The organism is Janibacter sp. CX7 (genome assembly GCF_024362365.1).
In the GTDB taxonomy this organism is placed as follows: Bacteria; Actinomycetota; Actinomycetes; order Actinomycetales; family Dermatophilaceae; genus Janibacter.
On the sequence record NZ_CP101464.1, the window covers coordinates 2,494,878 to 2,520,623 of the forward strand.

A 25,746-nucleotide genomic window follows, 5' to 3' on the forward strand; every position below is an offset into this window, starting at 1 on the left:
TCGCAGCGCTCGTTGGCTTTGTCACCTCGGGATGACACAGTTGGGCCCACGACCGGCCACACGAGGAGAGTCATGGCAGAGCTGGGACGCATCGTCGGCAAGGCCGCGCTGGGGGCCGCTGGCACCGCCGCAGCCAGCGCGACGCTCGCCGGTCTCGGCTACGGCCTGATCCAGGCCGAGGCCAGGATCACCCGCAAGATCGTCGGCAACCCCTTCGACGGAGCGCCCGACGACGACGGCGTCTACGGCGCTGCACCCGGCGAGCCGGTGCAGCTGCTCGTGCTCGGTGACTCGACCGCCGCGGGCATGGGTGCGGACAACCGCTACCAGACCATCGGGGCGATCCTGTCGACCGGTCTCGCCGCGATCATGGGCCGGCCGGTGGAGCTGACCAACGAGGCCGTCGTCGGCGCGGAGTCGTCCGACCTCAGCGCCCAGCTGTCCAGGGCGCTCGCCCGGGTCGACCAGCCCGACGTCGCGGTCATCCTCATCGGCGCCAACGACGTCACCCACCGCATCGACCGGGCGGTGTCCGTGCAGCACCTCGAGCGCACCGTGCGCTACCTGCGCACCCTCGACGTCCCGGTCGTCGTCGCGACCTGCCCCGATCTCGGCACGGTCGAGCCGGTGCCCTTCCCGCTCAACAAGCTGCTGCGCCAGTGGAGCCGCGAGCTCGCCGCCGCCCAGACCGTCGCGGCCGTCGCCGCCGGGGCACGGACCGTGTCGGTCGGCGACCTTCTCGGGCCGGAGTTCGCCGCCAGTCCGTCGATCATGTTCAGCCAGGACCGCTTCCACCCCTCGGCCGCGGGCTATGCCCGGGTGGCCTCGGCGCTGCTGCCGTCGGTGGCCGCCGAGGTCGACGCATGGCCCGAGGGCGCGACCCACGACTCCGAGCCGGAGGCGGCACGTGGCGAGGGCATCGGCGCCCTCGACGACGCCGCCGAGCGGGCGGCCTCCTCCCCCGGCACCGAGGTCGGCCCCGCCGAGCTGCGCGGCCGCAGCCACGGCCCCCGCGGCCCCTGGGCCATGCTCCGCCGCCGCGGCGAGCACGAGGTCACGGACGTCTGAGCCCGCCCGTGCCTCCGGCTCCCTGATGTCCGCATCTCCTCAAGGAAATGCGCAGGCCGGACTGCATTGCCCAACGGCAATGCGCGGACCGGGCTGCATTGCCCAACGGCAATGCGCGGACCGGGCTGCATTGCCCAATGGCAATGCAGAGGCCGGCCCCTGACGTTCGCATTTCCTTGAGGAAATGCGAAGGTGTGGGCGCGGGTCAGGCCCAGGTCAGGCGAAGGGAGGCGAGCCGCTGCGCGAGGTCAGCGGACTCCCCTTCGGCCCGGCAGACGTCGAAGACGACCACCCGTAGCTGGTCCATGACCACGGCCGGGCCGAGGTCGGGCAGCGGCTCGCCCGCGAGGTCGGCCATGAGCTCGTGCACGCCCGCAACGCGCTCGGCCGCGCGGTCCAGCGGCAGCTGCTGCCACCTGCGGACCACGCGGCCGAGCTCGGTCGCGACGTCGTCGGGGATCAATCCGAGCGGAGCCGGGCCAGCAGGCGCAGCAGCTCGAGGTAGAGCCAGACGAGCGTGACAAGGAGACCGATCGCCAGGTGCCAGCCGTAGCTGACCGTCGCCTGGGTGCGGATCGCGGTCTCGATGTTGTCGAAGTCGAGCGCCAGGGTGACCGCGGCCAGACCGGTGCCGAAGACCGAGATGCCGATGCCGAGCCAGCCGGTGCCACCGAACCCGAAGGGCGAGCCGTCGAAGAAGAGCATGTAGCCGAGGTTGATCAGCGAGAAGACGAAGTAGCCGACGACCATCATGCTGACGATGGCTCGGAACTTCTGCGTCACCTTGATGACACCCGTGCGGTAGAGGATGAGCATCGCGCCGAAGACGCAGAGCGTCGCGAGGATCGCCTGGGTGACGATCGACTCGAAGACGCTCGAGCCCACCGGGTCGTAGATCTGGTGGTAGAAGCCGCTGATCGGCCCGACGAAGAGTCCCTCGAGGACGGCGTAGAGGACCGCGACGACGACGCCGACGGGCTTGCGGCGGAACATCATGAACAGGCTCATGCCGATGGTGCCCACGAGGCCGACCATCATCATCAGGCCGCCGACCGCCGGAACCATCGCCGACAGGGTCCAACCGATCGCCGAGACCGCGAGCAGCACGGCGAAGAGCGCTCCGGTACGCAGCAGGACGTCGTCGAGGGTGATCGGCCGGTTGTCGCCGCCACCGCCGCCGAAGCCACCGGCGGGCCCGGGCTGGCCGTAGCCCGGCTGCGGCTGACCGTAGGGCTGCTGGCCGTACTGCTGCGGCTGGCCGTACTGCTGGGGCTGGCCGTACTGCTGGGGCTGGCCGTAGGGCTGGCCCTGCTGGGGCGCGTATCCCTGGTTGCCGTAGGCCTGCTGTCCGTACTGCTGCTGGCCGTACTGCTGCTGGGGCACCTGCCCCGTGTCACGGAAGCCGGCGTAGCCGCGCTGGGCGTCCTGCTCGACCCGGCCGAGGATCGGGTTGCTCATCGTCTGCTCCTGATGGGGCTGGCGCGGCCGCGAAGCCGCTGAGGTGTCACCAGACTAAGCGGTTGGCATGCGGCCAGTGTTCCCGGATCCACACGCCGTTGTCGGATCGCAAGCGATGGGCCGGGCGCGAAGCCCCGCAGCGCACCCCGTCAGGTGGTCGCCTGGTGCTGCACACCGGTCGTGATGCAGCACCCGACGACCACCTGACCGTGCGAGGGGGGTCAGCCCAGGCCGTCGAGAGCCTGCTCGAGGTCGGCGAGCAGGTCGGAGACGTCCTCGATCCCGACGGACAGGCGCACCAGGTCGTCGGGCACCTCGAGCATCGAGCCGGCGGTCGACGCGTGGGTCATCGCGCCCGGGTGCTCGATGAGCGACTCGATGCCGCCGAGCGACTCGGCGAGGGTGAAGATCTCGGTCCGCGCGCACAGCTGCTGCGCGGCCTCGCGCCCACCCGCCATGCGCACCGAGATCATGCCGCCGAAGCGGGACATCTGGCGCGCCGCCACCTCGTGGCCCGGGTGCTCGGGCAGCCCCGGGTAGAGGATCGAGGTGATCTCCGAGCGGCTCGAGAGCAGGTCGACGACCGCCTCGGCGTTGTCGCAGTGCCGGTCCATCCGCACGCCGAGCGTCTTGATGCCGCGCATCGTCAGGTAGGCGTCGAAGGGGCCGGGGACGCCTCCGGAGCCGTTCTGCAGGAAGGCGACGTCGGCGTCGATCTGCTCGTCGTCGGTGACGAGCAGGCCCCCGACGACGTCGCTGTGGCCGCCGAGGTACTTGGTGCTCGAGTGGAGCACGACGTCGGCGCCCCGCGTGAGCGGCTGCTGCAGGTAGGGGCTGGCAAAGGTGTTGTCGACGACCAGCCGCGCACCGCCCGCGTGGGCGACCTCGGCGACGGCCTCGATGTCGCCGATGTTGAGCAGCGGGTTGGTCGGCGTCTCGAGCCACACGAGCTTGGTGGTCGGGCGCATCGCCGCGCGGATCGCGTCGACGTCGCCGACCGGCGCCGGCGTGTGCTCGATCCCCCACTGGGAGAAGACCTTGTCGATGAGCCGGAAGGTGCCGCCGTAGGCGTCGTCGGGGATGACGAGGTGGTCCCCCGGACGAAGGGAGGCCCGCAGGATCGCGTCGGTCGCGGCCATGCCGGAGGCGAAGGCACGACCGAAGGTGCCGGACTCGATGGACGCGGCATTGGCCTCGAGGGCCTGGCGGGTCGGGTTGCCGGTGCGGGCGTACTCGAAGCCGCCGCGCATGCCGCCGACGCCGTCCTGGGCGAAGGTCGAGCTGGCGTAGATCGGGACGTTGACCGCGCCGGTCAGCGGGTCGGGCTCGTAGCCGGCGTGGATCGCCCGGGTGGCGAACCCCTGGGTCGCGTGCGCGTCGGCCGCGCTCTTGCGCTCGGACATGGTCAGCCCTTCGCTCGGTGGGACAGGTGGCCCAGCAGGTCCTGCCGGGTGATGACGCCGAGGGGCTTGCCGCCCTCGACGACGAGCAGCGCGTCGGCCTGCTCGAGCGCCTCGGTCGCGGCCGAGACGGGCTCGGCGGCACCGATCTGCGGCAGCTTGGCGCCCATGTGCGCGCTCACCGGGTCGGCGAGCGAGGCGTGCCCCTCGAAGACGGCGGTGAGCAGCTCGCGCTCGGTGACCGCCCCGGCGACCTCGCCGATGACGACCGGCGGCTCGGCACCGACGACGGGCATCTGCGAGACGCCGTACTCGCGCAGGATGTCGATGGCCTCGCGGATCGTCTCGTTGGGGTGGGTGTGGACGAGGTCGGGCAGCTCGCCGCCCTTGCCACGGAGCACCTCGCCGACGGTGGCGTCACTCCCTTCGTCGCCGGGCAGGAAGCCGTAGGAGGCCATCCAGTCGTCGTCGAAGATCTTGGCCAGGTAGCCGCGACCACCGTCGGGCAGCAGGACGACGATCTTGGCGTCGGGGCCCTCGCGCTCGGCGACGCGCAGCGCGGCGACGACCGCCATGCCGCTGGAGCCACCGACGAGCAGCCCCTCCTCGCGGGCCAGGCGGCGGGTCATGGCGAAGGCCTCGGCGTCATCGACCGCGATGACCTCGTCGGGCACGGAGGGGTCGTAGGCACCGGGCCACATGTCCTCGCCGACGCCCTCGACGAGGTAGGGGCGGCCGGTGCCGCCGGAGTAGACCGAGCCCTCAGGGTCGGCGCCGATGATCTTGACCCGTCCCTCGCTGATCTCCTTGAGGTAGCGGCCGGTTCCGGTGATCGTGCCGCCGGTGCCGATGCCGGCGACGAGGTGCGTGATCTGACCGTCGGTCTGCTCCCAGATCTCCGGGCCGGTGCTCTCGTAGTGCGCCTGCGGGCCGTTGAGGTTGAAGAACTGGTTGGGCTTCCACGCACCGTCGATCTCCGCGGTCAGCCGGTCGCTCACCGAGTAGTAGCTGTCGGGGTGGTCGGGCGCGACGGAGGTCGGCACGATCTGCACCTCGGCGCCGTAGGCGCGCAGCACGTCGATCTTGTCCTTGCCGACCTTGTCGGGGCAGACGAAGATGCAGCGGTAACCACGCTCCTGCGCGACGAGCGCCAGCCCCACGCCGGTGTTGCCGGAGGTCGGCTCGACGATGGTCCCGCCGGGCTTGAGCTCACCGGAGGCCTCGGCCGCGTCGATGAGCTTGCGCGCGATGCGGTCCTTGATGCTGCCGCCGGGGTTGAGGTACTCGACCTTGGCCGCGACCAGCCCGGACCCCTCGGGGGCGACGGAGGTGAGCCTGACCAGCGGGGTGTTGCCGATCAGGTCGGAGATGTTGTCTGCGATCTGCATGTCCGCATCGTGGCACGGATCACCAGCACCCGACACCGCGGTCCCCGCCCCCGCCGATCAGTCGATCTGCCCGACCGGCGTCCGCTTCTCCGCCTGGAAGGCGTCCTCGGTGCGACCGCGCGCCCAGTAGCCCGAGATCGAGATCGCCTCGCGGGGCACGCCCCGGTCCTTGAGGACCCGGCGCACCGCCTTGATCGACTCGCGCTCCCCGTGGGCGAAGACCTGGACGCCGTCGCGCCAGTCGACACCGTCGACCGCGCGGGCCAGGTAGTCGACGTCGTCCGTGGCCGGGTTGACGAGCCACTGCACGTCGACGTGCTCCGGAGCGCGAAGGGGGATGACGTCCCCCGGGTCCTCCACCTCGAGCAGGGCGACGCCGCTCGCGCCGGCAGGCATCGCCTCGAGCGAGGCGGCGATGGCCGGCACGGCCGAGAGGTCACCGGCGAGCAGGTGCCAGTCGGCCTCCGGGTCAGGGGCGTAGCCGCTGCCCGGCCCCATGAGGACGATGCGGTCTCCCCCCTTCGCCTGCTGGGCCCAGGGACCGGCGTAACCGACGTCGCCGTGCGTCACGAAGTCGATGGTCAGCAGGCGCGCCTCGCGGTCGACCGCGCGCACGGTGTAGGTGCGGGTGATCGGGTGCCCGTCGGTGTCGGTGAAGCGCAGCTTGACGTAGGCATCGGTGTGCTCGGCCGCGCCGAAGTCCGCCAGCGAGTCGCCGGTGAGGACGACGCGCACGAGGTGCGGGCCCACGCGCTCGGTGGAGACGACGGTCAGCTCGTGCTGGGGGCGAGCGGGACGATCAGGAGAAGCCATGAACTGAGGCTACCCTTACCGGTTCGGGAGCCGGTCCCGGGGTGCCGCTACGCTGTCCGGGCTGCCCCGGCTGGGACCGCCCCGCACGGGCAGCGACGCACGCGGGCGTAGGCCAACTGGCGAGCCGGGGAACTTAAAATTCCTGTCGAACGTGTGGGTTCGAATCCCACCGCCCGCACTCCCCCGCCACCCCGGATCGATGTATCCGGGTGCGCTGGGAGTCACCCTCGTACATCGACCCGATGGCCGTGAGGTCAGGCGGACTCGTCCTCGACGACGACGGGCCGCACGACCGACTGGGCGATCCCGTCGAGGATGTCGTGCTCGGAGACGGTGACGACGAGGTCGGGGCCGTTGGCGCCCCGGGCCCGCTCGAGGACCTCCCACCAGATGAGCGCGCCGGCGCCGATGACGTCGACGCGCCCCGGGTGCATGAAGGGCTGGGCCGCGCGCTCGGCGCGGGTGCTGAGGATGAGCCGCTCGCAGGCGACCATCACCTCGTCGACGGGGATCCGCGCCAGGTGGATCGCCTCGCGATCGTAGGAGGTCAGCCCGAGAGCCAGGGCGGCGACGGTCGTCACCGAGCCGGCGAGACCGACCACGGTCATCACCCCGCCGAGACCCACCTCGGCCTCGGCGACGTCGAGCGCCTCGGCGATGTCGTAGCGCGCCGCGTCGATGACCTCCTGGGTCGGGGGGTCGGTGCGGTGGTGCCGCTCGGTGAGCCGCACCGAGCCGATGTCGAGCGAGGCGCCGGCGATGACGTCGTGGGTGCCGCGGACGATCTCGGTCGAGCCGCCGCCGATGTCGGCGACGAGATAGGGCCCCTCGAAGCCGGCCTCGGCCAGCCCGGAGGTGGCGCCGGCGAAGCTCAGCGAGGCCTCCTCCGCACCCGTGATGACCTCGGGCATGACGTCGAGCTCGCCGAAGGCCTCACGGACCCCGGCGACGAAGTCGTGGGAGTTGTCCGCGTCGCGCGAGGCCGAGGTCGCGACGAAGCGCACCTTGCCCGCGGGCACGCCGTGATCGCGGCACTGCTGCGCGTACTCGCGGCACATCCCGAGGGTGCGCTCGAGCGCCTCGGGGTCGAGCCGGCCGGTGCGGTCCACACCCTGCCCGAGACGCACGACCTCGGCGCGGCGCAGCACCTCGGTGAGTGCCGGCGGCGCGTCCTCAGGCCCCTGCTCGTCGGCGTCCGAAATGAGCAGCCGGATGGAGTTGGTCCCACAGTCGATCGCTGCGACCCTCATGCGTCGCTCCCTTCGTCCGCGCTGACGCACGGGCTGGCGTGCCACCACTCGGGCAGCAGGTCGAGGGCCTCGTCACCCAGGGGGTTGACCCCGGGCCCGGCGGCCAGTGAGTGGGCAACGAGCACGTGCAGGCACTTGACGCGGGTCGGCATGCCGCCGGCCGAGATACCGTCGATCTCGGGGACATCGCCGAGCTCCGCGCGCCGGGCGAGGTAGTCCTCATGGGCCGCGCGGTAGCGCGCGGCGAGGTCCTCGTCCTCGAGCAGGCGCTGCGACATCTCCGCCATGAGACCGCTCGACTCGAGCGTCGAGATCGGGCCGGTGAGACGCGGACAGGTCGCGTAGTAGGTCGTGGGGAAGGGCGTGCCCCCCGGCAGGCGCGGCTCGGTGCGCAGGACCGTCGGGCCGCCGCACGGGCAGCGATGGGCGACCTCCGCCGTGGCGCGCGCAGGACGGCCGAGCTGGCGGTGGACGGTCTCGAGGTCCTGCGGGTCGACGCGGTCGAGGTCGTTGCCCAGATCGTCGCGGCTCACTGCGCCGAGGTGGGGTCGTCGGCCGCGGCCACGGAGGAGGCGACCTGCTCGTACCAGGGCTGCGTGGACGGTGCCGTCACGGCACCGGTCTCGGGGTCGACCGCGGGGTCGTCACCGGCTGGATCGATCACGGTGTAGGTCCTCTCCCCCGGCTTGACGAACTTCAGCCGCTTGCGGGCCTGCGCCTCGACGTACTCATCGGTCTCCCACAGGTCGCGCTGTCGCTCGAGGTCCTGGACGTTGTCCTCCTGCGCCGCGACCTGCTCCTGCAGGGTCGCGAGGCGCTGGCGCTGGTCGTACCAGGACTTGCCGGTCGGCACGAGCATGACGCCGAGGAGGAGGAGCAGCGAGCCGACGACGACCCAGCGCTTCGTCGACATGACCGCGCGGCGCTGCTGCGCCTCGCGGCCGGCGCCGCCGCGGGGACGCGTGCGCCGGTCGCCGCGCCCGGCGGGGCGCGTCGTGCTGGGTCGCCGCGCCGCGCCCTGCACACCGGAGCGTGCGGGGCGTCGGCGCGGCGTGCGTGCCATGTCGGCGATCAGCCCTTGAAGCGCGGGAAGGCCCCGGCGCCGGCGTAGACCGCCGCGTCGTCGAGCTCCTCCTCGATGCGCAGGAGCTGGTTGTACTTGGCGACGCGCTCGGAGCGGGCCGGGGCGCCGGTCTTGATCTGGCCGCAGTTGGTCGCGACGGCGAGGTCGGCGATCGTGACGTCCTCGGTCTCGCCGGATCGGTGGCTCATCATCGAGGTGTAGCCGCTGCGGGTGGCCAGGGCGACGGCGTCCATCGTCTCGGTGAGCGAGCCGATCTGGTTGACCTTGACCAGGAGCGCGTTGGCCGCGCCGTCCTGGATGCCGCGGGCGAGCCGCTCGGGGTTGGTGACGAAGAGGTCGTCGCCGACGAGCTGGACCTTGTCGCCGAGCTGCGTGGTCAGCTCCTGCCAGCCGGCCCAGTCGTCCTCGTCGAGCGGGTCCTCGATGGACACGAGCGGGTAGGCGTCGACGAGCTCGCCGTAGTAGGCCGCCATGTCCTCGGCGGACTTCTGCTGGCCCTCGAAGGTGTAGGTGCCGTTGTCGCAGAACTCGCTGGCGGCGACGTCGAGCGCGAGCGCGATCTGGGTGCCGGGCTCGTAGCCGGCCTGCTGGATCGCGGTGATGATCAGGTCGAGCGCCTCGCGGTTGCTCTCGAGGTTGGGGGCGAAGCCGCCCTCGTCGCCGAGGCCGGTCGACAGGCCCTTGTCCTTGAGCACGGCCTTGAGCGAGTGGTAGACCTCGGTCCCCCAGCGCAGCGCCTCGCGGAAGGAGGGCGCGCCGATCGGGGCGATCATGAACTCCTGGATGTCGACGTTGGAGTCCGCGTGGGAGCCGCCGTTGAGGATGTTCATCATCGGCACGGGCAGCACGTGGGCGTTGGGGCCGCCGACGTAGCGGAAGAGCGGCAGGCCGGCGGACTCGGCCGCGGCCTTGGCCACGGCGAGCGAGACGCCGAGGATCGCGTTGGCGCCGATCGTGCCCTTGTTGTCCGTGCCGTCGATGGCGAGCATCTCGCCGTCGACGAGGCGCTGCTCGCTGGCGTCGAAGCCGACGAGCCGCGGGGTCAGGTCGTCCTCGATCGCGCGGACGGCGTCCTCGACGCCCTTGCCCAGGTAGCGGTTCTTGTCGCCGTCACGGCGCTCGACGGCCTCGAAGGCGCCGGTCGACGCCCCGCTCGGCACCGCGGCGCGGGCGATGGTGCCGTCGTCGAGGGCGACCTCGACCTCGACGGTCGGGTTGCCGCGGGAGTCGAGGATCTCGCGGGCGCCAATTGCTTCGATGCTGGCCACTGCCGGCTCCTTGGTGGTGCTCGATACACGGGGAAGGTCGCCACGAGCGTAACGGCTCGGCCACGGCGCTTCGTGCTGCGACCCACCCCGCGGACGCGGGCGAAGGGAGGTCAGCCCGCCGCGAGCAGGTCGGCCAGTCGTCGTTGCTGGACGCCGTCGACGAAGTTGGCCGGCTCCAGCCAGGCATCGTGCGCGGCCCGCACCCGCGGCCAGTCGTCGACGGTCATGGCGAACCACGCGGTGTCGCGGGACCTCCCCTTCGTCACGACGTGCCGGCGGAAGGTGCCCTCATAGGTGAAGCCGAGCCGCTCCGCAGCCCGTCGGGAGGGGGCGTTGAGGCTGTCGCACTTCCACTCGAGGCGCCGGTAGCCGAGGTCGAAGACGTGCCGGGCGAGCAGCGACATCGCCTCGGTCGCGGCGGTCGTGCGCTGCAGCCGCGGGCCGAGCACGACGTTGCCGATCTCGACGACGCCGTGGGTCCGGTCGATGCGCATGAGGCTCACCACCCCGCAGGCGATCCCGTCACCGTCGCGGACGAGCACCTCGACGGTGTCGCCGGCGAGCCGGCCGGCGACGTAGGCGGCGACGTCGTCGGGACGCTCCTCCTTGAGATAGGCCCACAAGGCGTCGTGGTCGGGCCCGGCGACCTCGGGCGCCAGCTCGGCGGCGTGCTCGGGCGCGAGCGGCTCGACGGTGCACCAGCGACCGGTGGTCGCCGGCAGCTCGGGTCGAGGCGGCGGGGTCCAGCCGTCGACCGCGGGGCCGATCGGCTGGTCGAAGGGAGTGAGCCGCACCTCGTCGCGGGAGGCCGGCGGCAGCACCGTCTCGCCGATCGGCCCGGGGTTGACCGCGATCTCCCAGCGGAAGCCGTCGGGGTCGGCGAAGTAGCCGGTGTACCCACCCCAGTCACGCTGCTGTGCCGAGGCGACATCGGGCGAGCCCGCGGCACGGGCCAGCTCGAGGATCGCGTCGACGTCTTCGTGTCGGGCGACGTTGTGCGCCAAGGTGATCGGCGCCAGCCCCTCCCCACGAAGAAGGGGGCCGACCTCCCCTTCGAACTCGGTGGCGTCCCACAGCGAGAGGATCAGGTGCTCGCCGACGCGGATCATGAGGACCTCCCCGGGCACGTCGAGGTCCGCCCGCCAACCGAGCCCGTCGAGGTAGAAGCGGCGGCTCGCCGCGAGGTCGGCGACGGCGAGGGTGACGAAGCTGATCCGCTGGTCCATGCGCACGAGCCTAGAGACCCTGCAAGACCCTAGGGTCTTGCAGGAATTCCGGGCTCCGAACTCTGCAAGACCCTAGGGTCTTGCAGGGTTGGGTCAGCCCGCGTCGCGCTCCGCGCGCTCCTGCGCCTTGATCGCCTGCCACTGCGCCTCGATCTCCTCGAGGGTCTCGGCCTGCGCGTCGCCGAAGACATGCGGGTTGCGGCGCACGAGCTTGTCGACGAGTGCGGCGGCGACGTCGTCGACGGTGAAGGGCGCGCCGGCGTGGTCGGCGGCGACCCGGGCGTGGAAGATCACCTGGAAGAGCAGGTCACCGAGCTCGTCGGTCAGCTCCTCGCGCCGCTCGACGTCGTCGGGGTCGGCGACGACGGCCTCGAGCGCCTCGGTCACCTCGTGCGCCTCCTCCATGACGAAGGGGGCCAGGCTCGCGTGGTCCTGCGCCGCCACCCACGGGCACCCACCCGGCGAGCGCAGCCGGTCGATGACGGCGACCGCGTCGAGCAGCCGGCCGCCCTCGACGTCCCACGAGCCGACGAGCACCTCGACCTCCGGCGCGTCGTCGAGCCGGGAGACCTCCGCGGCGATGGCATCGCTCAGCCCGGGGTCACCGTCGGGCGAACCGACCCACAGCACCACGCCCCTGCGGGCCGCGTCGACGAGTTCGCGGGCCCGCTCGTGCGGCGTCGCCGCGTCAGCCGCCACGAGCTGCACGCCGTCGTCGACGAGGGCCAGCGGCAGCGCCTCGTCGAGGTCGGCCGCGAGGACGCGGTCGGCCTCGTCGAGGGCCCGCCAGGCGTCACGGCTGAGCAGCCCCGGCGAGACCCGAGGGCTCGTCGCGAGCAGGACCAGGCGACCCACGGTCAGGGCGTCTGCGGCTGGCCGGCGCCGGTCTGCTGCTCCGGCTCGAGCTGCTCGAGCCAGTCGGGCGCCTCGCCGACGGCGCTCGCGTAGCGCGGGCTCACCGAGACGTCACTCTCCTGCAGCAGCTGGCTCAGGTCCTGCTGCGCCTGCTCGTCGAGCTTGCTCGCGACGTCGTTGGCCCGCAGGAAGTCGACGGTCATGTCGGACGGGTTGGGCACGAAGGACTCGATCTCGCGGCGCACGGTTCCCTGCGAGGGGACGTCGAGGCCCTCCTCATCGGCGTAGGCGAGCACCGCCGGCGTCTGCACGAGATAGGTGACGACCGTCGAGGCGTCGAGCTGCTGCGGCTGCTGGCCGGAGGCCTGCGCCTGAGCGGAGACGAAGGCCGTGAGCTCACGGGTGCTGCGCTGCACGTCGCCGACGGTGATCTCCTCGTCGCCGACGGTCGCCGCCCGGGCCGAGCTGCCCCCCTTCGCCGCGTCGGTGTCGTCAGATCCGCAGGCCGTCAGGGCGAGCGCCGCCACCGCGGCGAGCGCGGCAGCACGGGCGGGGCGTCGGATGGGGTGACCGAGCACGGGGGTCCTTTCGTCCGGTCCTCAGCGCGAGCGCGAGGTGTCTCGGGGCGCCGTCGCCCCTGGGTCCACGATGACATCATCGAGCATGACCTGACGGACCAGGTCGCTGGCCCAGGTGAGCACGTCGGTGTCGCGAAGGGGGGTGCCCCCGATCCGCGCGGTCGTCGGCTTGGGGACGAGCACCGTCTGCGTGCCCTCCTTGTAGCTCGACCGCGGGTAGAGGCGGCCCAGGCGCAGCTGCTGGCTCTCGCGCAGCTGGACCGGCGCGAAGCGCACGTTGTTGCCCACGGCGACGACGTCGGTGAGGCCGGCGGAGCGCACGATGATCCGCAGGCGGGCGACCTCGACGAGGTTGCGCACCGGCTGCGGCAGCTCGCCGTAGCGGTCGACGAGCTCGCTGATGATGTCGCCGATCTCCTCCTCGGTCGTCGCGGCCGCGAGCTTGCGGTAGGCCTCGAGGCGCAGCCGCTCGCCGGGCACGTAGTCGTGCGGCAGGTGCGCGTCGACCGGCAGCTCGATCTTGACCTCGGCGGGCGCGGTCTCCCCTTCGCCCTTGAAGTCGGCGACGGCCTCGCCGACCATCCGCACGTAGAGGTCGAAGCCGACGCCGGCGATGTGACCGGACTGCTCGCCGCCGAGCAGGTTGCCGGCACCACGGATCTCGAGGTCCTTCATCGCCACCTGCATGCCGGCGCCGAGGTCGGTGTTGCTCGCGATCGTCTGCAGCCGGTCGTGGGCGGTCTCGGTCAGGGGCTTGTCCGGCGGGTAGAGGAAGTAGGCGTAGGCCCGCTCCCGCCCACGTCCGACGCGACCACGCAGCTGGTGCAGCTGGCTCAGGCCGAAGCGGTCGGCCCGGTCGAGGATCAGCGTGTTGGCGTTGGAGATGTCCAGGCCGGTCTCGACGATCGTCGTGCAGACGAGGACGTCGAAGCGCCGCTCCCAGAAGTCGAGGACGACCTGCTCGAGCCGGTGCTCGCCCATCTTGCCGTGGGCGGTCTCGACCCGGGCATCGGGGACGAGCTCACGGATGCGGGAGGCGGCCTTCTCGATCGTCCCGACGTTGTTGTGGACGTAGAAGACCTGCCCCTCGCGCATGAGCTCGCGGTGGATGGCGGCGGCCACCTGCTTCTCCTCGTGGGCGCCGACGAAGGTCAGGACCGGGTGCCGCTCCTCCGGCGGGGTCGCGAGCGTCGACATCTCGCGGATGCCGGTGACCGCCATCTCGAGGGTGCGCGGGATGGGCGTGGCCGACATGGCGAGCACGTCGACATTGGTCCGCATCGCCTTGAGCTGCTCCTTGTGCTCGACACCGAAGCGCTGCTCCTCGTCGATGATCACGAGCCCGAGGTCCTTGAACTTCACCTCGGTGCCCAGGAGCCGGTGGGTGCCGATGACCAGGTCGACCGCGCCGGAGGCCATGCCCTCCATGACCTCCTTGGCCTGGGCATCGGTCTGGAAGCGGCTGAGCGCCTTGACCGTCACGGGGAAGCCGGCGTAGCGCTCGGAGAAGGTGTTGAGGTGCTGCTGGACGAGCAGCGTCGTCGGCACGAGCACCGCGACCTGCTTGCCGTCCTGGATCGCCTTGAAGGCGGCGCGCACGGCGATCTCGGTCTTGCCGTAGCCGACGTCGCCGCAGATGAGCCGGTCCATCGGGACCGTCTTTTCCATGTCGGCCTTGACCTCGTCGATCGTGCCGAGCTGGTCGGGGGTCTCGACGTGGGCGAAGGCGTCCTCGAGCTCGCGCTGCCACGGGGTGTCGGGCCCGAAGGCGTGACCGGGCGTGGCCATGCGCGCGCTGTAGAGGCGGATGAGCTCACCGGCGATCTGCTTGACGTGCCGCTTGGCCCGCGACTTCGTCTTCTGCCAGTCGCTGCCGCCCATCTTGTTGAGGGCCGGCGCGTCGCCGCCGACGTAGCGGGTCACCTGGTCGAGCTGGTCGGTCGGCACGAAGAGCCGGTCGCCGGGGTGACCCCGCCGCGAGGGGGCGTACTCGATCACGAGGTACTCGCGGGTCGCGCCCTGGACCGTGCGCTGGATCATCTCGACGAAGGACCCGACGCCGTGCTGCTCGTGGACGACGTGGTCGCCCGGCCGCAGCTGGAGCGGGTCGACCTGCTTGCGCCGCCGCGACGGCATGCGGCGCATGTCGCGGGTGGACGCGCCGGCGCCGCTCGTGCCGAGCAGGTCGGCCTCGGTGAGCACCGCCAGCCGCGCGTCGGGCGCGACGAAGCCGGTGCCCAGGCTCGCCCGGGTCAGCGCGACGACGCCGTCGGTCAGCTCGATCTGCTCGTCGGGACCGGCGGTCTGCGTGGCCACCCCGGCCGTGCCGAGCACCTCGGCGACGCGGGCGACGAGGCCGGGACCGTCGGTCGCGACGAGCACGCGCCAGCCGTCGCGGGTCCAGTCGGTGATCTGGGTGACGGCCGCCTCGGTGTTGCCCCGGAAGTGCGGCGGCTCCTCCGCCGGCGCGCGCAGCCCGACGTGGTCGTGGTCGACCCGGTCGTCCATGGCCGCGAGTTCTTCGTCCACGGCGAAGGGGGTGACCGTCCACCACGGCAGGCCGAGGTCGAGCGCGTGCTCGCGGGCCTCGGCGAGGGTCCAGTGGGAGGCGGTGCCGAGGACACCCTCGAGGTCGATCGGGACGGCATTGCCGGCCGCGGCATTGGCCCAGCTGGCCTGGAGGAACTCCTCGCTCGTCGAGACGAGGTCGTGCGCGCGGGCGCGCACCCGCTCGGGGTCGAGCAGCACGACGCCCGAGCCGTCGGGCAGGACGTCGAGGATCGACTCCATGCCGTCGACGAGGGCCGGGCCCAGCGACTCCATGCCCTCGACGGCGATGCCCTCGGCGACCTTGAGCAGCATGTCGGCGACGCCCGGCAGCTCCTCGGCGAGGGTCGCGGCGCGGCGCCGGACGGCATCGGTGAGCAGGATCTCGCGGCAGGGCGGGGCCCACAGCTCGGGTGCCGGCTCGAGGCTGCGCTGGTCGGCGACCTTGAACCAGCGGATCTCGTCGACGGTGTCGCCGAAGAGCTCGACGCGGACCGGGTGCTCCTCGGTCGGCGGGAAGACGTCGAGGATGCCACCGCGGACGGCGAACTCGCCGCGCCGCTCGACGAGGTCGGTGCGCACGTAGGCCGCGGCCGCCAGCGCGGCGGTGACCTCCTCGAGCGGGGCCTGGTCACCGACGCGCAGGCGCACGGGCTCGAGGTCGGCCAGGCCCTTGGCGATCGGCTGGAGGACGGCGCGCACCGAGGCGACGACGAAGGCGGGCCGGGCGTGCCCCTCCCCCGTCGGGTCGGGGTGGCGCAGCCGACGCAGGACCGCGAGGCGGCGGCCGACGGTGTCGCTGCGCGGGCTGAGTCGCTCGTGCGGCAGCGTCTCCCAGCTGGGGAAGGTCGCGACCTGCTCGTCCCCGACGAGCTCGCCGAGGGCCGTGGCGATGTCGTCGGCCTCGCGCGCGGTCGACGTGACGACGAGCCGGGGTGCGGTGTCGGGGGCGTCGCCGCCGGCGAGCGCGACGACCGGGGCCCGCAGGCCGGTCGGGGCGACGATGTCGACGACGTCGCTGCTCTCGCGGTGTCGAGGGATGTCGGCGAGCCCGGGCAGGCCGGCGATCGCGCGAAGGAGGGGGGCGAGTGAGGAAGTCATGCTGGGCTCGATTCTGCCGCATGCCACCGACGGTCCACAGCCGCGAGGTGAGGGGCCTCCCCTTCGTCCCCCCGGTGTGGCAACGTACGACCCACAGCCGCCGGTCGGCGGCCCGACACGACACGGACCAGGGGGCCACGTGGCGCGGACCCGCAGCACACTCCACCCGGCACGGCTGCTCGCGGCCGTGCTCGCAGCCATCGGCCTGGTGCTGCTCGGTGGCGGGAGCGCCCTGGCCGATGCCCCCTTCGACGTGCCGGAGCAGATCACCGACCGCGCCGGCGTCCTCGGCGACACCGGCACCCTGCAGGACGACCTCGACGCGCTCCAGCGCGACCACGACCTGCAGCTCTTCGTCGTCTACGTCGACTCCTTCGACGGGACCGACCCCGAGCAGTGGACCCAGCAGACCTACGAGACCTCGGGCATGGGGAGCAACGACGTGCTCCTCGCCGTCGCCGTCGAGGACCGGCGCTACGGCATGTGGACGACCGAGGACTCCGGGCTGAGCCCCGACGACATCTCCCGCGTGCAGAGCGAGGACGTCGAGCCCGCGCTCGCCGACGACGACTGGGCCGGCGCGGTCACCGCGGCGGCCGAGGGCCTGGGCTCCGGTGGCGGCGGGCTGTCGTCGAGCACGTGGATCTACCTCGTCCTCGGGCTGATCGTCGTCGGCGGCATCGCCCTGCCCCTGCTCGTCAGCCGGCTGCGCGGTGGCCAGACCCGGGCGGCGGAGGGCACGCCCCAGCCGGTCATGGCCGGCGTGACGACCGACCAGATGCGGCAGGACGTCGGTCGTGCCCTCGTCGACCTCGACAACGCGATCCGCTCCTCCGGCGAGGAGCTCGCCTTCGCCCAGGCACAGTTCGGCGAGCAGGCGACCCAGCAGTTCACCCGGGCCCTGGAGTCGGCGCGGGGTCGGATCAACGAGGCCTTCCGCATCCAGCAGGAGCTCGACCTCGCCCGCGGCGCCGGGCGGCTCGGCGAGCCCGAGGAGCGGGCCCGGCTCGCCGAGATCCTCGAGCTGACCCGCGCCGCGGACGAGGAGCTCGACGCGCAGGAGGCGGAGTTCTCCCGGCTGCGCGACCTCGAGGCGACCGTCCCGCAGTTCCTCGCCTCGCTGCGCACCCGGGCCACCGAGGTCGAGGCGCGCGTGCCGGTCGCCCGGCAGGAGCTCGCCGGCCTGTCGGCGACCCACCCGCGCGAGGCGCTCGTGACCCTCACGGCCAACATCGACCAGGCGGTACGGCTCGTCGCCTCGGCACAGGGCTTCGTCACGACCGGCGAGGGGCACGTCGCCGCCGGCGACCGCCCCTCCGCGGTGGCCGCAGCCCGGGCGGCCGAGGACGCCCTCGGCCAGGCAGACGACCGGCTCGAGAGCGTGCTCACCGCCCGCACCGTCCTCGCCGACGCGACGGCCGCGCTCGACACCGCCCTGGCGTCGATCAGCTCCGACCTCGTGGACGCCGAGCGGCTGCGCGCCAACGACCAGATGACCGTCTCCGCCGTGGGCGAGGCCCGCCGGGCCGTCGAGCTCGGCACCCGGGCGCGCGCCGGCGGCGACGTCATCGGGGCGCTCGGCTCCCTCGAGCGCGCGGAGCACTTCCTCGACCAGGCCCTCGACCGCTACCGCAAGGACGCCGCCCGCGCCGCCGACCGGCTCGCGAAGTTCGACCGCCGGCACGAGCACGTGCGCGCCCGGGTCGCGACCGTCGAGCGCGAGATCGACCGGGCCCGTGGCTGGGTCGACTCCGGCCCGCGCACCCAGATCCGTGAGGCCGCCCGCCTCGTCGACGAGGCCCGCGCCGCCCGCGACACCGACCTCGACCTCGCCGGCGAGCGGCTCGGCGAGGCCGAGGTCCTCGCCGAGCGGGCCCTGAGCGGCATCCAGCGACCCGACGACTTCAGCGGCTTCGGCGGCATGGGCGGCATGGGCGGTCGCCGCAGCGGCATCGACGTCGGCTCGCTCGTCCTCGGCGGCATTCTCTCCGGGGGCTTCAGCGGCCGCGGCGGCGGCTGGGGCGGGTCCAGCGGTGGCTTCGGCGGGGGCTTCGGAGGCGGAGGCCTCGGCGGTGGCGGCGGATTCGGCGGGGGTGGTCGCTTCTGACCGGCGCTCCCCCCTTCGTCACCCGACCCAGCACGTGATCAGCACACCTCGCACCACGACCGGCGGGACCACCGCCAGGAGGACAGCACCATGACCCAGAAGCAGACCATCCTCGGCCGCGTCAGCCAGCTCGCCAAGGCCAACATCAACGCGCTGCTCGACCGCGCCGAGGACCCGGAGAAGATGCTCGACCAGCTCGTCCGGGACTACACCAACTCCATCGCCGAGGCCGAGGAGGCGGTCGCCCAGACGATCGCGCACGTGCGCATGGCCGAGGGCGACCTCAAGGAGGACCGCGACGCCGCCACCGAGTGGGGCAACAAGGCGGCCGCCGCGGCGAAGAAGGCCGACGAGCTCACGGCGGCGGGCGACACCGCCGGCGCGGAGAAGTTCACCAACCTCGCCCGCGTCGCGCTGCAACGCCAGATCCAGCACGAGGGCGAGGCCAAGGAGGCCGAACCGGTGATCCAGGCGCAGAACGCGCAGGTCGAGCAGCTCAAGTCCGGTCTGGTGAGCATGAAGACCAAGCTCGAGGACCTCAAGGCGCGCCGCTCGGCCCTCGTCGCCCGGGCCCGCTCCGCGGAGGCCCAGGCCCGGGTCCAGGAGGCCGTCGGCTCGATCGACGTCATGGACCCGACGAGCGAGCTGGGTCGCTTCGAGGACCGCATCCGCCAGCAGGAGGCCCTCGTCCAGGGCCGCGCCGAGGCCCAGTCGGCCACTCTCGAGGACCAGTTCGCCGAGCTCGAGGACCACAGCCAGGACGCCGAGATCGAGGCGCGGCTCGCCGCGCTGCGCGGGAAGGCCTGACCATGTGGTGGCTGGTGGGCGGCCTCGTCGCCGTGGGTGCCGCGCTCGTCGCCGTCATCGCCCGGCGGGGCGGCTCGATGAGCGGGTCCGACCTCGACAGCAGCTACGGCAAGGGTGCCGCCGAGACCCTCCGCAACCGCGACAACCACATGGGCACCGGCGGCTGAGTCCGGCGCCCCACCTCTCACCCGATCATCGGGTGACCCGAGAAGCCCCCGCTTCGCCGGAGTTCGGTACTCCTGCGCACCGGGGGCTTCTCCTGTCGAGGGGGTGCCGCGCCCTCAGGGACGCGGCGCGTGCACGACCTGCTGCGCGTCGGTCAGTCCCTGCTCGATGAGCAGCTCGACCGCATCGGCGGCGTCGTCGACGAGGAAGGGCAGCTCCTTGCGCTCGGTCGAGGAGAAGTCCTTGAGCACGAAGTCCGCGGCATCCATGCGACCCGGCGGACGCCCGATGCCCACGCGCACCCGCAGGTAGTCCTTGGTGCCGAAGCTGCTGGAGATCGACCGGAGACCGTTGTGCCCCCCTTCGCCCCCGCCGAGCTTGAGCCGCACCTCGCCGAAGGGGATGTCGAGCTCGTCGTGCACGACGATCGTGCGCTCCGGCGGGACGGAGAAGAAGCCGGCGAGCGCCTTGGTCGGGCCGCCGGAGAGGTTCATGTAGGAGCTCGGGACCGCGATGATCGCGCGGTTACCGGGCACCGGACCCAGCCGGACCGACTCCGCAGCGGCGCCCGCCTTGTGCTTGCGCAGCCGCGCTCCGGCGCGCTCGGCGAGGTGCTCGATGACCATCGCGCCGACGTTGTGCCGGTTGCCGGCGTACTGCGGGCCGGGGTTGCCGAGACCGACCACGAGCCAGGTGTCATCACTCACGGGGCCCCACCCTATGCAATGACGAAGGGAGGACCCGTCACCTCGTCGTCCACAGCCGCGCCCCGCACGTCCTGCCGACCCGGCTGCCCGGTGGCAGGGTGATCGCGGGCGGTGAGGGACACCGCCGGAAGGGGATCCACGTGACGCAGCACTCGGAGATCGACTCTGCCGAGACCACCCCAGCCGAGAGCGGCGACCGACGGGCCACCATTCGGCTCGAGCGGCGGGCGCGCACCGTCGACGCCTACGTCGCCGGCGTCGACCGGCGCCTCAGCGCCTGGGCCGGAGGGACCACCCCCGAGATCCGCTCGCACGTCTCCCGGGCCGCGCGGCTCGTCGACGAAGCCCGCTCGCGAGCGTCTGCGGACCCCGCACAGGCGACCCGGCGCCTCGACGAGGCGATGGAGCTCGCCAAGGCCGTCCAGGCGGCACTCGACGAGGCCACGCGCACGACGATGCAGCGCTACGACGCCGAGGAGCCCGACCGGTCGAGGTCCCTTGTCGAGCGGATCATCAAAGCCGTGGGCTGGTGGGATCGCCGCCGCTAGCCCACCCTCGGCACGACGAAGGGGCGGGACCTCCGTGGTGGAGGTCCCGCCCCTTCGGCGAGATGGCGCAACGCGCCGGTGGGTCACTCCTGCTCGGAGGACTCCTCGCCACCCTCGGTGGACTCGCCCTCGCCCTCGGCGGCCTCGGCAGCCTCGGCGTCGGACTCGTCGTGCTCGATGCCGGCCTCGGCCTCGGCCTCGGCGAGCTCGGCCTCGAGCTCCTCGGCGGAGATCTGCTGGGTGATGTTGACGACGAGCAGCTCGGCGTCGGAGGCGAGCGTCGCCCCGGACGGCATCTCGACCTGGCCGGCGAGGATCTGGGTGCCGACCTCGAGGCCCTCGACGGAGACGACGAGCGCCTCGGGCAGGTTGGTGACGTCGGCCTCGATCTCGAGGGTCGCGTTGTCGACGGTGACGACCGTCTCGGGGGCGGCGTCGCCCTCGACGTGGACGGGGACCTCGACGGTGACCTTCTCGCCGCGCTTGACGATGACGAGGTCGACGTGCTCGATGATCGGCTTGATCGGGTCGCGCTGGACGTCCTTGGCCAGGGCGAGCTGGTCGCCCTCGCCCTCGACGGCGATGGTGAGCAGGGCGTTGGGGTTCTTCAGCGCCTGGAAGGTGTCGTGGAAGGGCAGGGCCAGGTGGACCGGGGCCTCGCCGTGGCCGTAGAGGACCGCGGGGACCTTGTCGGCGCGGCGCAGCTTGCGGGCCGCACCCTTGCCGAACTCGGTGCGCTTGTCGGAGACCAGACGGATCTCATCGCTGGACATGTGTTGCTCCTAGGGTCGGGGAATGCCCGCGCTGGGAGCGGGCGTGTCTCGTGGGGCGGTGGCCTCGACGTGGGACGTGGCGCGGACGTGGATGTCGACGCGCGGGCAAGCCCACAGGACGGCACCGCGTCGATCACGGATCGCTGCGACCGTGCAGCGTCCCTCGCCGAGGCAACCCCGAGATACTAGTGGACCCGCTCCGGCTCGGCCAAGTCGGTCCCGTGACCGGCCTCCGGGCCCGACGCGATGGCCGCGTCGACGTCGTCCGCAGGCAGCGGCGCCCCCGGGCGCTCCCCTTCGCCCAGCTTGACCATGACGACGCCGGCGAGGACGGCGACGCCCCCGAGCACCTGCACCGGCGACATCGCCTGGCCGACGATGAGCCACGCGAAGACGATCGCGAAGAGCACCTCGCTCAGCCCGACGAAGGAGGCGATGGTGCCACCGAGCAGGCGGGCGGCGGCGATGCCGGAGGCGTAGGCCACCGCACCCGCGACGATCGCCAGCTCGACGACGGCGACCCACCACGGAGCCGACCAGCCGGCGAGGTCGACCGGGTCGGTCGACGCGGCCATCGGCAGCCAGCCGACGGCGGCCACCGCGAGCAGTCCGACCGCACCGACGGCCAGCCCTCCCCCGGCAAAGCTGACCGGCGGCAGCGCCTCGTCCTCGTCGGCCGCGACGAGGAAGAAGACGACGAGGCCGACCGCGGCGAGCAGGCCCCACAGGACCCCGACGACGTCGAGGCGGGCGCCGGAGGCGACGTCGAGGACGAAGACGAGGCCGAGGACCGCGGCGCCGACGCCGGCAGAGGTCAGCCGGCTCGGCCGGCGCCCGTGGCGGGCCCAGGCCCAGCCGACGATGAGGACGGGAGCGAGGTACTCGAGGAGCAGCGCGACGCCGACCGAGAGGTGGTCGACGGCCATGAAGTAGGCGAACTGGCAGCCCGCGACCGCGAAGACGCCGTAGGCCAGGAGGCGAGGGACGTTGCGCCGCAGCAGCTGCCAGTGCCCCCGCATCGCGATGACGGCGGGCACGGCCATGACGAGCGCAGCCCCGGTGATGCGGGCGGTGACGAGCGCGCCGGGGGTCCAGCCGGCCTCGAGCAGCGCCGCGCCAAAGGTCCCCGACGAACCGAAGGTCGCCGCGGAGAAGAGGGCGACGAGCAGCCCGAGGGCGAAGGGCGACCGCGCTGCGGTCGTGGAGGGGGCTGGCACTGCTGCTCCTGGCGTCATGAGTCACGTAACCTGTTGGTGATGACGCTAGACCCGCCGATCGTCAGGAGTCAACATGGTCTTCACCCATGACACGGACGTCGCCCTGCAGACCGCGGCGGCGCTCGTCAACACCGCCGGCGGGGAGGACGACGGCGACGCCCTGTCGACGCCCGAGCAGCTGCGCGACTTCTACGTCGGGTGGGGGTGGACCGGGCGCTTCGACGGGGACGCGGCCGAGCTCGAGCAGGCGCAGGCCCTGCGCCCCCGGCTGCGCGCCGTGTGGCAGGCCGCCGACGACCCGGTCGCCACGGTGGCGCTGGTCAACGACCTGCTGCGCACCGGCGACGCCCTCCCCCAGCTCGTCGACCACGACGACTACGGCTGGCACATCCACGCGACCGAGACCGACGCCCCCTTCGCCCGGCGGATGCAGGTGGAGGCCGCGATGGCCTTCGTCGACGTCGTCCGCGCCGGCGAGCTCTCCCGCCTGCGGGTGTGCGCCGCCGACGACTGCGACGCCGTGCTCGTCGACCTCTCGCGCAACCGGAGCAAGCGCTACTGCGACGGCGGCTGCGGCAACCGCCTGGCGGCCGCCGCCTATCGGTCCCGCCGCGCCTGAGCACGACGACGGCCCAGCGCCGCGGTGCGTGCGCTGGGCCGGTCGTCGGGCGATCAGGTGAAGAGGCTGGTGACCGACCCGTCCTCGAAGACCTCACGGATCGCGCGGGAGATGAGCGGCGCGATCGACAGCACGGTCAGCTCGTCGAAGCGCTGGTCGTCGCGCAGCGGCAGGGTGTCGGTGACGATGATCTCCTCGGCGGCGCAGGCCTGCATCCGCTCGACGGCCGGGCCGGAGAAGATCGCGTGCGTCGCGGCGATGATGACGCCGGCGGCGCCGTCCGCCATGAGCGCGTCGGCGGCCTTGGTGATCGTGCCGGCCGTGTCGATCATGTCGTCGACGAGCACGCACCAGCGGCCCTCGACCTCACCGACGACGCGGTTGGCGACCGACTCGTTGGGCCGCTCGATGTTGCGCGTCTTGTGGATGAAGGCCAGCGGCACGTCGCCGAGCTGGCGCGACCACTGCTCGGCGACCTTGATCCGACCGGCGTCCGGGGAGACGACGGCGAGCTTGCGGTCGCCGTACTTGTCCTTGACGTAGTCGGCGAGGATCGGCCGGGCCATGAGGTGGTCGACCGGCCCGTCGAAGAAGCCCTGGATCTGGTCGGTGTGCAGGTCGACGGCGATGAGCCGGTCGGCACCCGCGGTCTTGAAGAGGTCGGCCATGAGGCGGGCCGAGATCGGCTCGCGGCCCTTGTGCTTCTTGTCCTGGCGGGCGTAGCCGTAGAAGGGCTGCACGACGGTGATCCGCTTGGCGCTGGCGCGCTTGAGCGCGTCGACCATGAGCAGCTGCTCCATGATCGCCTCGTTGATCGGCGTGCTGTGGCTCTGCAGGACGAAGGCGTCGCAGCCGCGCACCGACTCCTCGTAGCGCACGTAGATCTCGCCGTTGGCGAACTCGTAGGCGCTCGACGGCACGAGGTCGGTGCCCAGCTCGGCGGCGACCGCATCGGCCAGCTCGGGGTGGGTGCGCCCCGTGAAGACCATGAGGTTCTTCTCGGTCGTCTTGTTGATGCCGGTCACTGGGAGTCCTCGCTGGTGTCGGTGGGTGCGGTGGGGTCGGACGAAGGGGGTGCCGCCGCGGCCTGCGCAGCGGCCTCGGTGGCGGTGCCGGGACGCTGCTTGGCGACCCAGCCGTCGATGTTGCGCTGGCGCCCGCGGGCGACGGCGAGCTGGCCGGGGCCGACCTCGTCGGTCAGGGCGGAGCCGGCCGCGACGTAGGCGCCGTCGGCGACCGTCACGGGGGCGACGAGGACCGAGTCGGAGCCGACGAAGGAGTGCTTGCCGATGACGGTCCGGTGCTTGTTGACCCCGTCGTAGTTGGCGAAGATCGTGCCGGCGCCGATGTTGGCTCCCTCTCCGATGACCGCGTCACCGCAGTAGGTGAGGTGCGGGACCTTGGCGCCCTCGCCGATCGTGGCGTTCTTCGTCTCGACGAAGCCGCCGATCTTCCCCTTCGCCCCGAGCTCGGTGCCCGGACGCAGGTAGGAGTAGGGGCCGACGGTGGCGCCCGCGCCGATGACGGCGAGGTTGCCCTCGGCCCGCTTGACCTCCGCGCCGTCCCCGACCTCGCAGTCGGTGAGGGTGACCTCGGGCCCGATCGTCGCCTCGGCGCCGATGCTCGTCGCGCCGAGCAGCTGGGTGCCGGGCAGGACCCGGGTGTCCTGGCCGATGGTCACGTCGACGTCGATCCACGTCGTCGCGGGGTCGACGATCGTCACGCCGGCACGCATGTGCCGCTCGCAGGTGCGCCGGTTGAGCTCGCGACCGAGCTCGGCGAGCTGGACGCGGTCGTTGACACCCTCGGTCTGCCAGAGGTCGGACAGGACGTGGGCGGCGACGCGGCCGCCGGCGGCGCGGGCGAGCTGGAGGACGTCGGTGAGGTACTTCTCGCCCTGGGCGTTGTCGCTCGTGACGTTGGCCAGCTCGCGGCGCAGGACCTGGGCGTCGAAGGCGTAGATGCCGGAGTTGATCTCGCGGATCTCGCGCTCGGCGTCGCTCGCGTCCTTGAACTCCACGATCCGCTCGACACCGCCCTCGGGGTCTCGGACGATGCGGCCGTAGGACTTGGCGTCCTCGAGGACCGAGGTGATGACGGTGACCGCGGCCTGCGCCTCGACGTGGGCGCGGGTCAGCTCGCTGATCGTCTCGGCCGAGAGCAGCGGCACGTCACCCATGGTGACGACGACGGTGCCGGTGAGGTCGGCGGGCAGGACCTCGAGGCCGCACTCGACCGCACGGCCGGTGCCCTTGATCTCGTCCTGGTCGGCGGTGCGGCAGCTGATGCTCGAGCGGGTGGCGTAGTCCTCGATGAACTCGGCGACCCGGTCGCGCTGGTGGCGGATGACGACGACGGTCTCCGTGGCACCCGCGCCCGACGCCGCGCGCATCGCGTGCCCGAGGAGCGGGGCCCCACCGATGGGGTGGAGGACCTTGGGGAGGGTCGACTTCATCCGGGTCCCCTCGCCTGCGGCGAGGATGATGACTGCATCTGGACGGATGTCGTTCACGCGGTGTTCTCCGGGGTGTCGGGGTCGCGGCGGACCGTCTTGGCCGCGTCGCCACTGTAGCGGCCACCGCCCGCGGCCCACGACCTCACCCGTCACCGCCGCCCCACCCGCCCGCACGACCTCAAGGAAGTGCGACCTCGGGCTCTGCATTCCCCCGGGGGAATGCAGCCTCAACCCTGCAAAACCCTAGGGTTTTGCAGAGTGAACCCCGCAGGACCCTAGGGTTTTGCAGAGTTGGGCGTCAGGGGCGGGGGG

The 25,746-nt window shown here is 72.4% G+C and carries 24 protein-coding genes and 1 tRNA gene; 7 read left to right on the plus strand and 18 right to left on the minus strand.

The genetic code is table 11. The features are described 5' to 3' along the window. Positions 1–72 precede the first annotated feature (72 nt). Complete coding sequence (locus NMQ01_RS12245) at positions 73–1,068, plus strand: SGNH/GDSL hydrolase family protein (protein ID WP_255184204.1); 996 nt, start codon at positions 73–75, stop codon at positions 1,066–1,068. 205 nt (positions 1,069–1,273) lie between these two features. Here the strand turns inward: NMQ01_RS12245 and NMQ01_RS12250 are convergent, their stop codons facing one another. From NMQ01_RS12250 to NMQ01_RS12270, 5 genes are all read right to left on the minus strand, one after another. Then, a complete protein-coding gene (locus NMQ01_RS12250; protein ID WP_255184205.1) occupies positions 1,274–1,495 on the minus strand; it encodes a hypothetical protein in 222 nt (73 codons plus the stop codon). A 32-nt stretch (positions 1,496–1,527) separates the two neighbouring features. Then, a complete protein-coding gene (locus NMQ01_RS12255) occupies positions 1,528–2,526 on the minus strand; it encodes a Bax inhibitor-1/YccA family protein (RefSeq protein WP_255184206.1) in 999 nt (332 codons plus the stop codon). Positions 2,527–2,747: 221 nt separating this feature from the next. Further along, complete coding sequence (locus NMQ01_RS12260) at positions 2,748–3,929, minus strand: cystathionine gamma-synthase (RefSeq protein ID WP_255184207.1); 1,182 nt, start codon at positions 3,927–3,929, stop codon at positions 2,748–2,750. 2 nt (positions 3,930–3,931) lie between these two features. Continuing rightward, positions 3,932–5,314, minus strand: coding sequence for a cystathionine beta-synthase (locus NMQ01_RS12265; RefSeq protein ID WP_255184208.1), 1,383 nt, complete (start codon positions 5,312–5,314; stop codon positions 3,932–3,934). 57 nt (positions 5,315–5,371) lie between these two features. Continuing rightward, complete coding sequence (locus NMQ01_RS12270; protein WP_255184209.1) at positions 5,372–6,127, minus strand: siderophore-interacting protein; 756 nt, start codon at positions 6,125–6,127, stop codon at positions 5,372–5,374. Positions 6,128–6,228: 101 nt separating this feature from the next. Between NMQ01_RS12270 and NMQ01_RS12275 the strand changes: the two genes are divergently transcribed. Next, positions 6,229–6,305 (plus strand) — tRNA-Leu (locus NMQ01_RS12275). A gap of 76 nt (positions 6,306–6,381) precedes the next feature. Here the strand turns inward: NMQ01_RS12275 and NMQ01_RS12280 are convergent. The 8 genes from NMQ01_RS12280 to mfd all read right to left on the minus strand — a co-directional run bounded on the left by NMQ01_RS12280 (position 6,382) and on the right by mfd (position 16,036). Next, on the minus strand, positions 6,382–7,377 hold the full coding sequence (locus NMQ01_RS12280) for a Ppx/GppA phosphatase family protein (protein WP_255184210.1): 996 nt from the start codon (positions 7,375–7,377) through the stop codon (positions 6,382–6,384). Next, a complete protein-coding gene (locus NMQ01_RS12285) occupies positions 7,374–7,910 on the minus strand; it encodes a DUF501 domain-containing protein (RefSeq protein ID WP_255184211.1) in 537 nt (178 codons plus the stop codon). The genes NMQ01_RS12280 and NMQ01_RS12285 overlap by 4 nt, the downstream gene beginning before the upstream one ends. After that, positions 7,907–8,440 carry a septum formation initiator family protein gene (locus NMQ01_RS12290; protein WP_255184212.1) on the minus strand — a complete coding sequence of 178 codons (534 nt, stop codon included), beginning with the start codon at positions 8,438–8,440 and terminating at the stop codon, positions 7,907–7,909. Before NMQ01_RS12290 ends, NMQ01_RS12285 begins: the two co-directional genes overlap by 4 nt. Before the next feature lie 8 nt (positions 8,441–8,448). After that, entirely contained in the window at positions 8,449–9,729 is a 1,281-nt protein-coding gene (gene eno, locus NMQ01_RS12295) for a phosphopyruvate hydratase (protein WP_255184213.1), read from the minus strand. 110 nt (positions 9,730–9,839) lie between these two features. Continuing rightward, positions 9,840–10,955 carry a GNAT family N-acetyltransferase gene (locus NMQ01_RS15980; protein ID WP_369694815.1) on the minus strand — a complete coding sequence of 372 codons (1,116 nt, stop codon included), beginning with the start codon at positions 10,953–10,955 and terminating at the stop codon, positions 9,840–9,842. A 93-nt stretch (positions 10,956–11,048) separates the two neighbouring features. Further along, positions 11,049–11,810: a MazG nucleotide pyrophosphohydrolase domain-containing protein gene (locus tag NMQ01_RS12310; RefSeq protein WP_255184214.1), complete on the minus strand. Its 762-nt coding sequence runs from the start codon at positions 11,808–11,810 to the stop codon at positions 11,049–11,051. Between the two features lie 2 nt (positions 11,811–11,812). Beyond that, positions 11,813–12,388 carry a SurA N-terminal domain-containing protein gene (locus NMQ01_RS12315; RefSeq protein WP_255184215.1) on the minus strand — a complete coding sequence of 192 codons (576 nt, stop codon included), beginning with the start codon at positions 12,386–12,388 and terminating at the stop codon, positions 11,813–11,815. A 21-nt stretch (positions 12,389–12,409) separates the two neighbouring features. Then, positions 12,410–16,036, minus strand: coding sequence for a transcription-repair coupling factor (mfd, locus tag NMQ01_RS12320; protein WP_255184216.1), 3,627 nt, complete (start codon positions 16,034–16,036; stop codon positions 12,410–12,412). Between the two features lie 139 nt (positions 16,037–16,175). Here mfd and NMQ01_RS12325 point away from each other — a divergent pair, with 139 nt between their 5' ends. From NMQ01_RS12325 to NMQ01_RS12335, 3 genes are all read left to right on the plus strand, one after another. Then, positions 16,176–18,143, plus strand: a complete 1,968-nt coding sequence (locus NMQ01_RS12325) for a TPM domain-containing protein (RefSeq protein WP_255184217.1) — start codon at positions 16,176–16,178, stop codon at positions 18,141–18,143. 90 nt (positions 18,144–18,233) lie between these two features. Beyond that, on the plus strand, positions 18,234–18,950 hold the full coding sequence (locus NMQ01_RS12330; RefSeq protein ID WP_255184218.1) for a PspA/IM30 family protein: 717 nt from the start codon (positions 18,234–18,236) through the stop codon (positions 18,948–18,950). 2 nt (positions 18,951–18,952) lie between these two features. Further along, the gene (locus tag NMQ01_RS12335) at positions 18,953–19,117 is read left to right on the plus strand and encodes a hypothetical protein (protein ID WP_255184219.1); all 165 of its coding nucleotides are present in this window, start codon (positions 18,953–18,955) and stop codon (positions 19,115–19,117) included. 114 nt (positions 19,118–19,231) lie between these two features. On the opposite strand, the gene pth is transcribed toward NMQ01_RS12335, so the two are convergent. Next, entirely contained in the window at positions 19,232–19,822 is a 591-nt protein-coding gene (gene pth, locus NMQ01_RS12340; protein ID WP_255184220.1) for an aminoacyl-tRNA hydrolase, read from the minus strand. A gap of 140 nt (positions 19,823–19,962) precedes the next feature. Here pth and NMQ01_RS12345 point away from each other — a divergent pair, with 140 nt between their 5' ends. Continuing rightward, on the plus strand, positions 19,963–20,370 hold the full coding sequence (locus NMQ01_RS12345; protein WP_255184221.1) for a hypothetical protein: 408 nt from the start codon (positions 19,963–19,965) through the stop codon (positions 20,368–20,370). Positions 20,371–20,453: 83 nt separating this feature from the next. Here NMQ01_RS12345 and NMQ01_RS12350 read toward each other — a convergent pair whose 3' ends face one another. Continuing rightward, on the minus strand, positions 20,454–21,143 hold the full coding sequence (locus NMQ01_RS12350; protein ID WP_255184222.1) for a 50S ribosomal protein L25/general stress protein Ctc: 690 nt from the start codon (positions 21,141–21,143) through the stop codon (positions 20,454–20,456). 185 nt (positions 21,144–21,328) lie between these two features. Next, positions 21,329–22,360 (minus strand): DMT family transporter, encoded by a 1,032-nt coding sequence (locus tag NMQ01_RS12355; protein ID WP_255184223.1) that lies wholly within the window; start codon positions 22,358–22,360, stop codon positions 21,329–21,331. A gap of 73 nt (positions 22,361–22,433) precedes the next feature. On the opposite strand from NMQ01_RS12355, the gene NMQ01_RS12360 reads away from it, so the two are divergent. Next, a complete protein-coding gene (locus NMQ01_RS12360; RefSeq protein ID WP_255184224.1) occupies positions 22,434–22,979 on the plus strand; it encodes an ABATE domain-containing protein in 546 nt (181 codons plus the stop codon). A 53-nt stretch (positions 22,980–23,032) separates the two neighbouring features. Here the strand turns inward: NMQ01_RS12360 and NMQ01_RS12365 are convergent, their stop codons facing one another. Continuing rightward, entirely contained in the window at positions 23,033–24,004 is a 972-nt protein-coding gene (locus NMQ01_RS12365; protein WP_255184225.1) for a ribose-phosphate diphosphokinase, read from the minus strand. Then, positions 24,001–25,491, minus strand: coding sequence for a bifunctional UDP-N-acetylglucosamine diphosphorylase/glucosamine-1-phosphate N-acetyltransferase GlmU (gene glmU / locus NMQ01_RS12370; protein WP_255184226.1), 1,491 nt, complete (start codon positions 25,489–25,491; stop codon positions 24,001–24,003). The genes NMQ01_RS12365 and glmU overlap by 4 nt, the downstream gene beginning before the upstream one ends. Between the last annotated feature and the right edge of the window lie 255 nt (positions 25,492–25,746).

Excerpts from the sequence above, each read along its gene's own strand:
- NMQ01_RS12330 (WP_255184218.1), top strand. The coding sequence starts at position 18,234 with ATGACCCAGAAGCAGACCATCCTCGGCCGCGTCAGCCAGCTCGCCAAG.
- NMQ01_RS12260 (WP_255184207.1), bottom strand. The coding sequence starts at position 3,929 with ATGTCCGAGCGCAAGAGCGCGGCCGACGCGCACGCGACCCAGGGGTTC.
- NMQ01_RS12335 (WP_255184219.1), top strand. The coding sequence starts at position 18,953 with ATGTGGTGGCTGGTGGGCGGCCTCGTCGCCGTGGGTGCCGCGCTCGTC.
- NMQ01_RS12280 (WP_255184210.1), bottom strand. The coding sequence starts at position 7,377 with ATGAGGGTCGCAGCGATCGACTGTGGGACCAACTCCATCCGGCTGCTC.
- mfd (WP_255184216.1), bottom strand. The coding sequence starts at position 16,036 with ATGACTTCCTCACTCGCCCCCCTCCTTCGCGCGATCGCCGGCCTGCCC.
- NMQ01_RS12265 (WP_255184208.1), bottom strand. The coding sequence starts at position 5,314 with ATGCAGATCGCAGACAACATCTCCGACCTGATCGGCAACACCCCGCTG.
- NMQ01_RS12290 (WP_255184212.1), bottom strand. The coding sequence starts at position 8,440 with ATGGCACGCACGCCGCGCCGACGCCCCGCACGCTCCGGTGTGCAGGGC.
- NMQ01_RS12255 (WP_255184206.1), bottom strand. The coding sequence starts at position 2,526 with ATGAGCAACCCGATCCTCGGCCGGGTCGAGCAGGACGCCCAGCGCGGC.
- NMQ01_RS12270 (WP_255184209.1), bottom strand. The coding sequence starts at position 6,127 with ATGGCTTCTCCTGATCGTCCCGCTCGCCCCCAGCACGAGCTGACCGTC.
- NMQ01_RS15980 (WP_369694815.1), bottom strand. The coding sequence starts at position 10,955 with ATGGACCAGCGGATCAGCTTCGTCACCCTCGCCGTCGCCGACCTCGCG.
- NMQ01_RS12245 (WP_255184204.1), top strand. The coding sequence starts at position 73 with ATGGCAGAGCTGGGACGCATCGTCGGCAAGGCCGCGCTGGGGGCCGCT.
- NMQ01_RS12360 (WP_255184224.1), top strand. The coding sequence starts at position 22,434 with ATGGTCTTCACCCATGACACGGACGTCGCCCTGCAGACCGCGGCGGCG.
- NMQ01_RS12350 (WP_255184222.1), bottom strand. The coding sequence starts at position 21,143 with ATGTCCAGCGATGAGATCCGTCTGGTCTCCGACAAGCGCACCGAGTTC.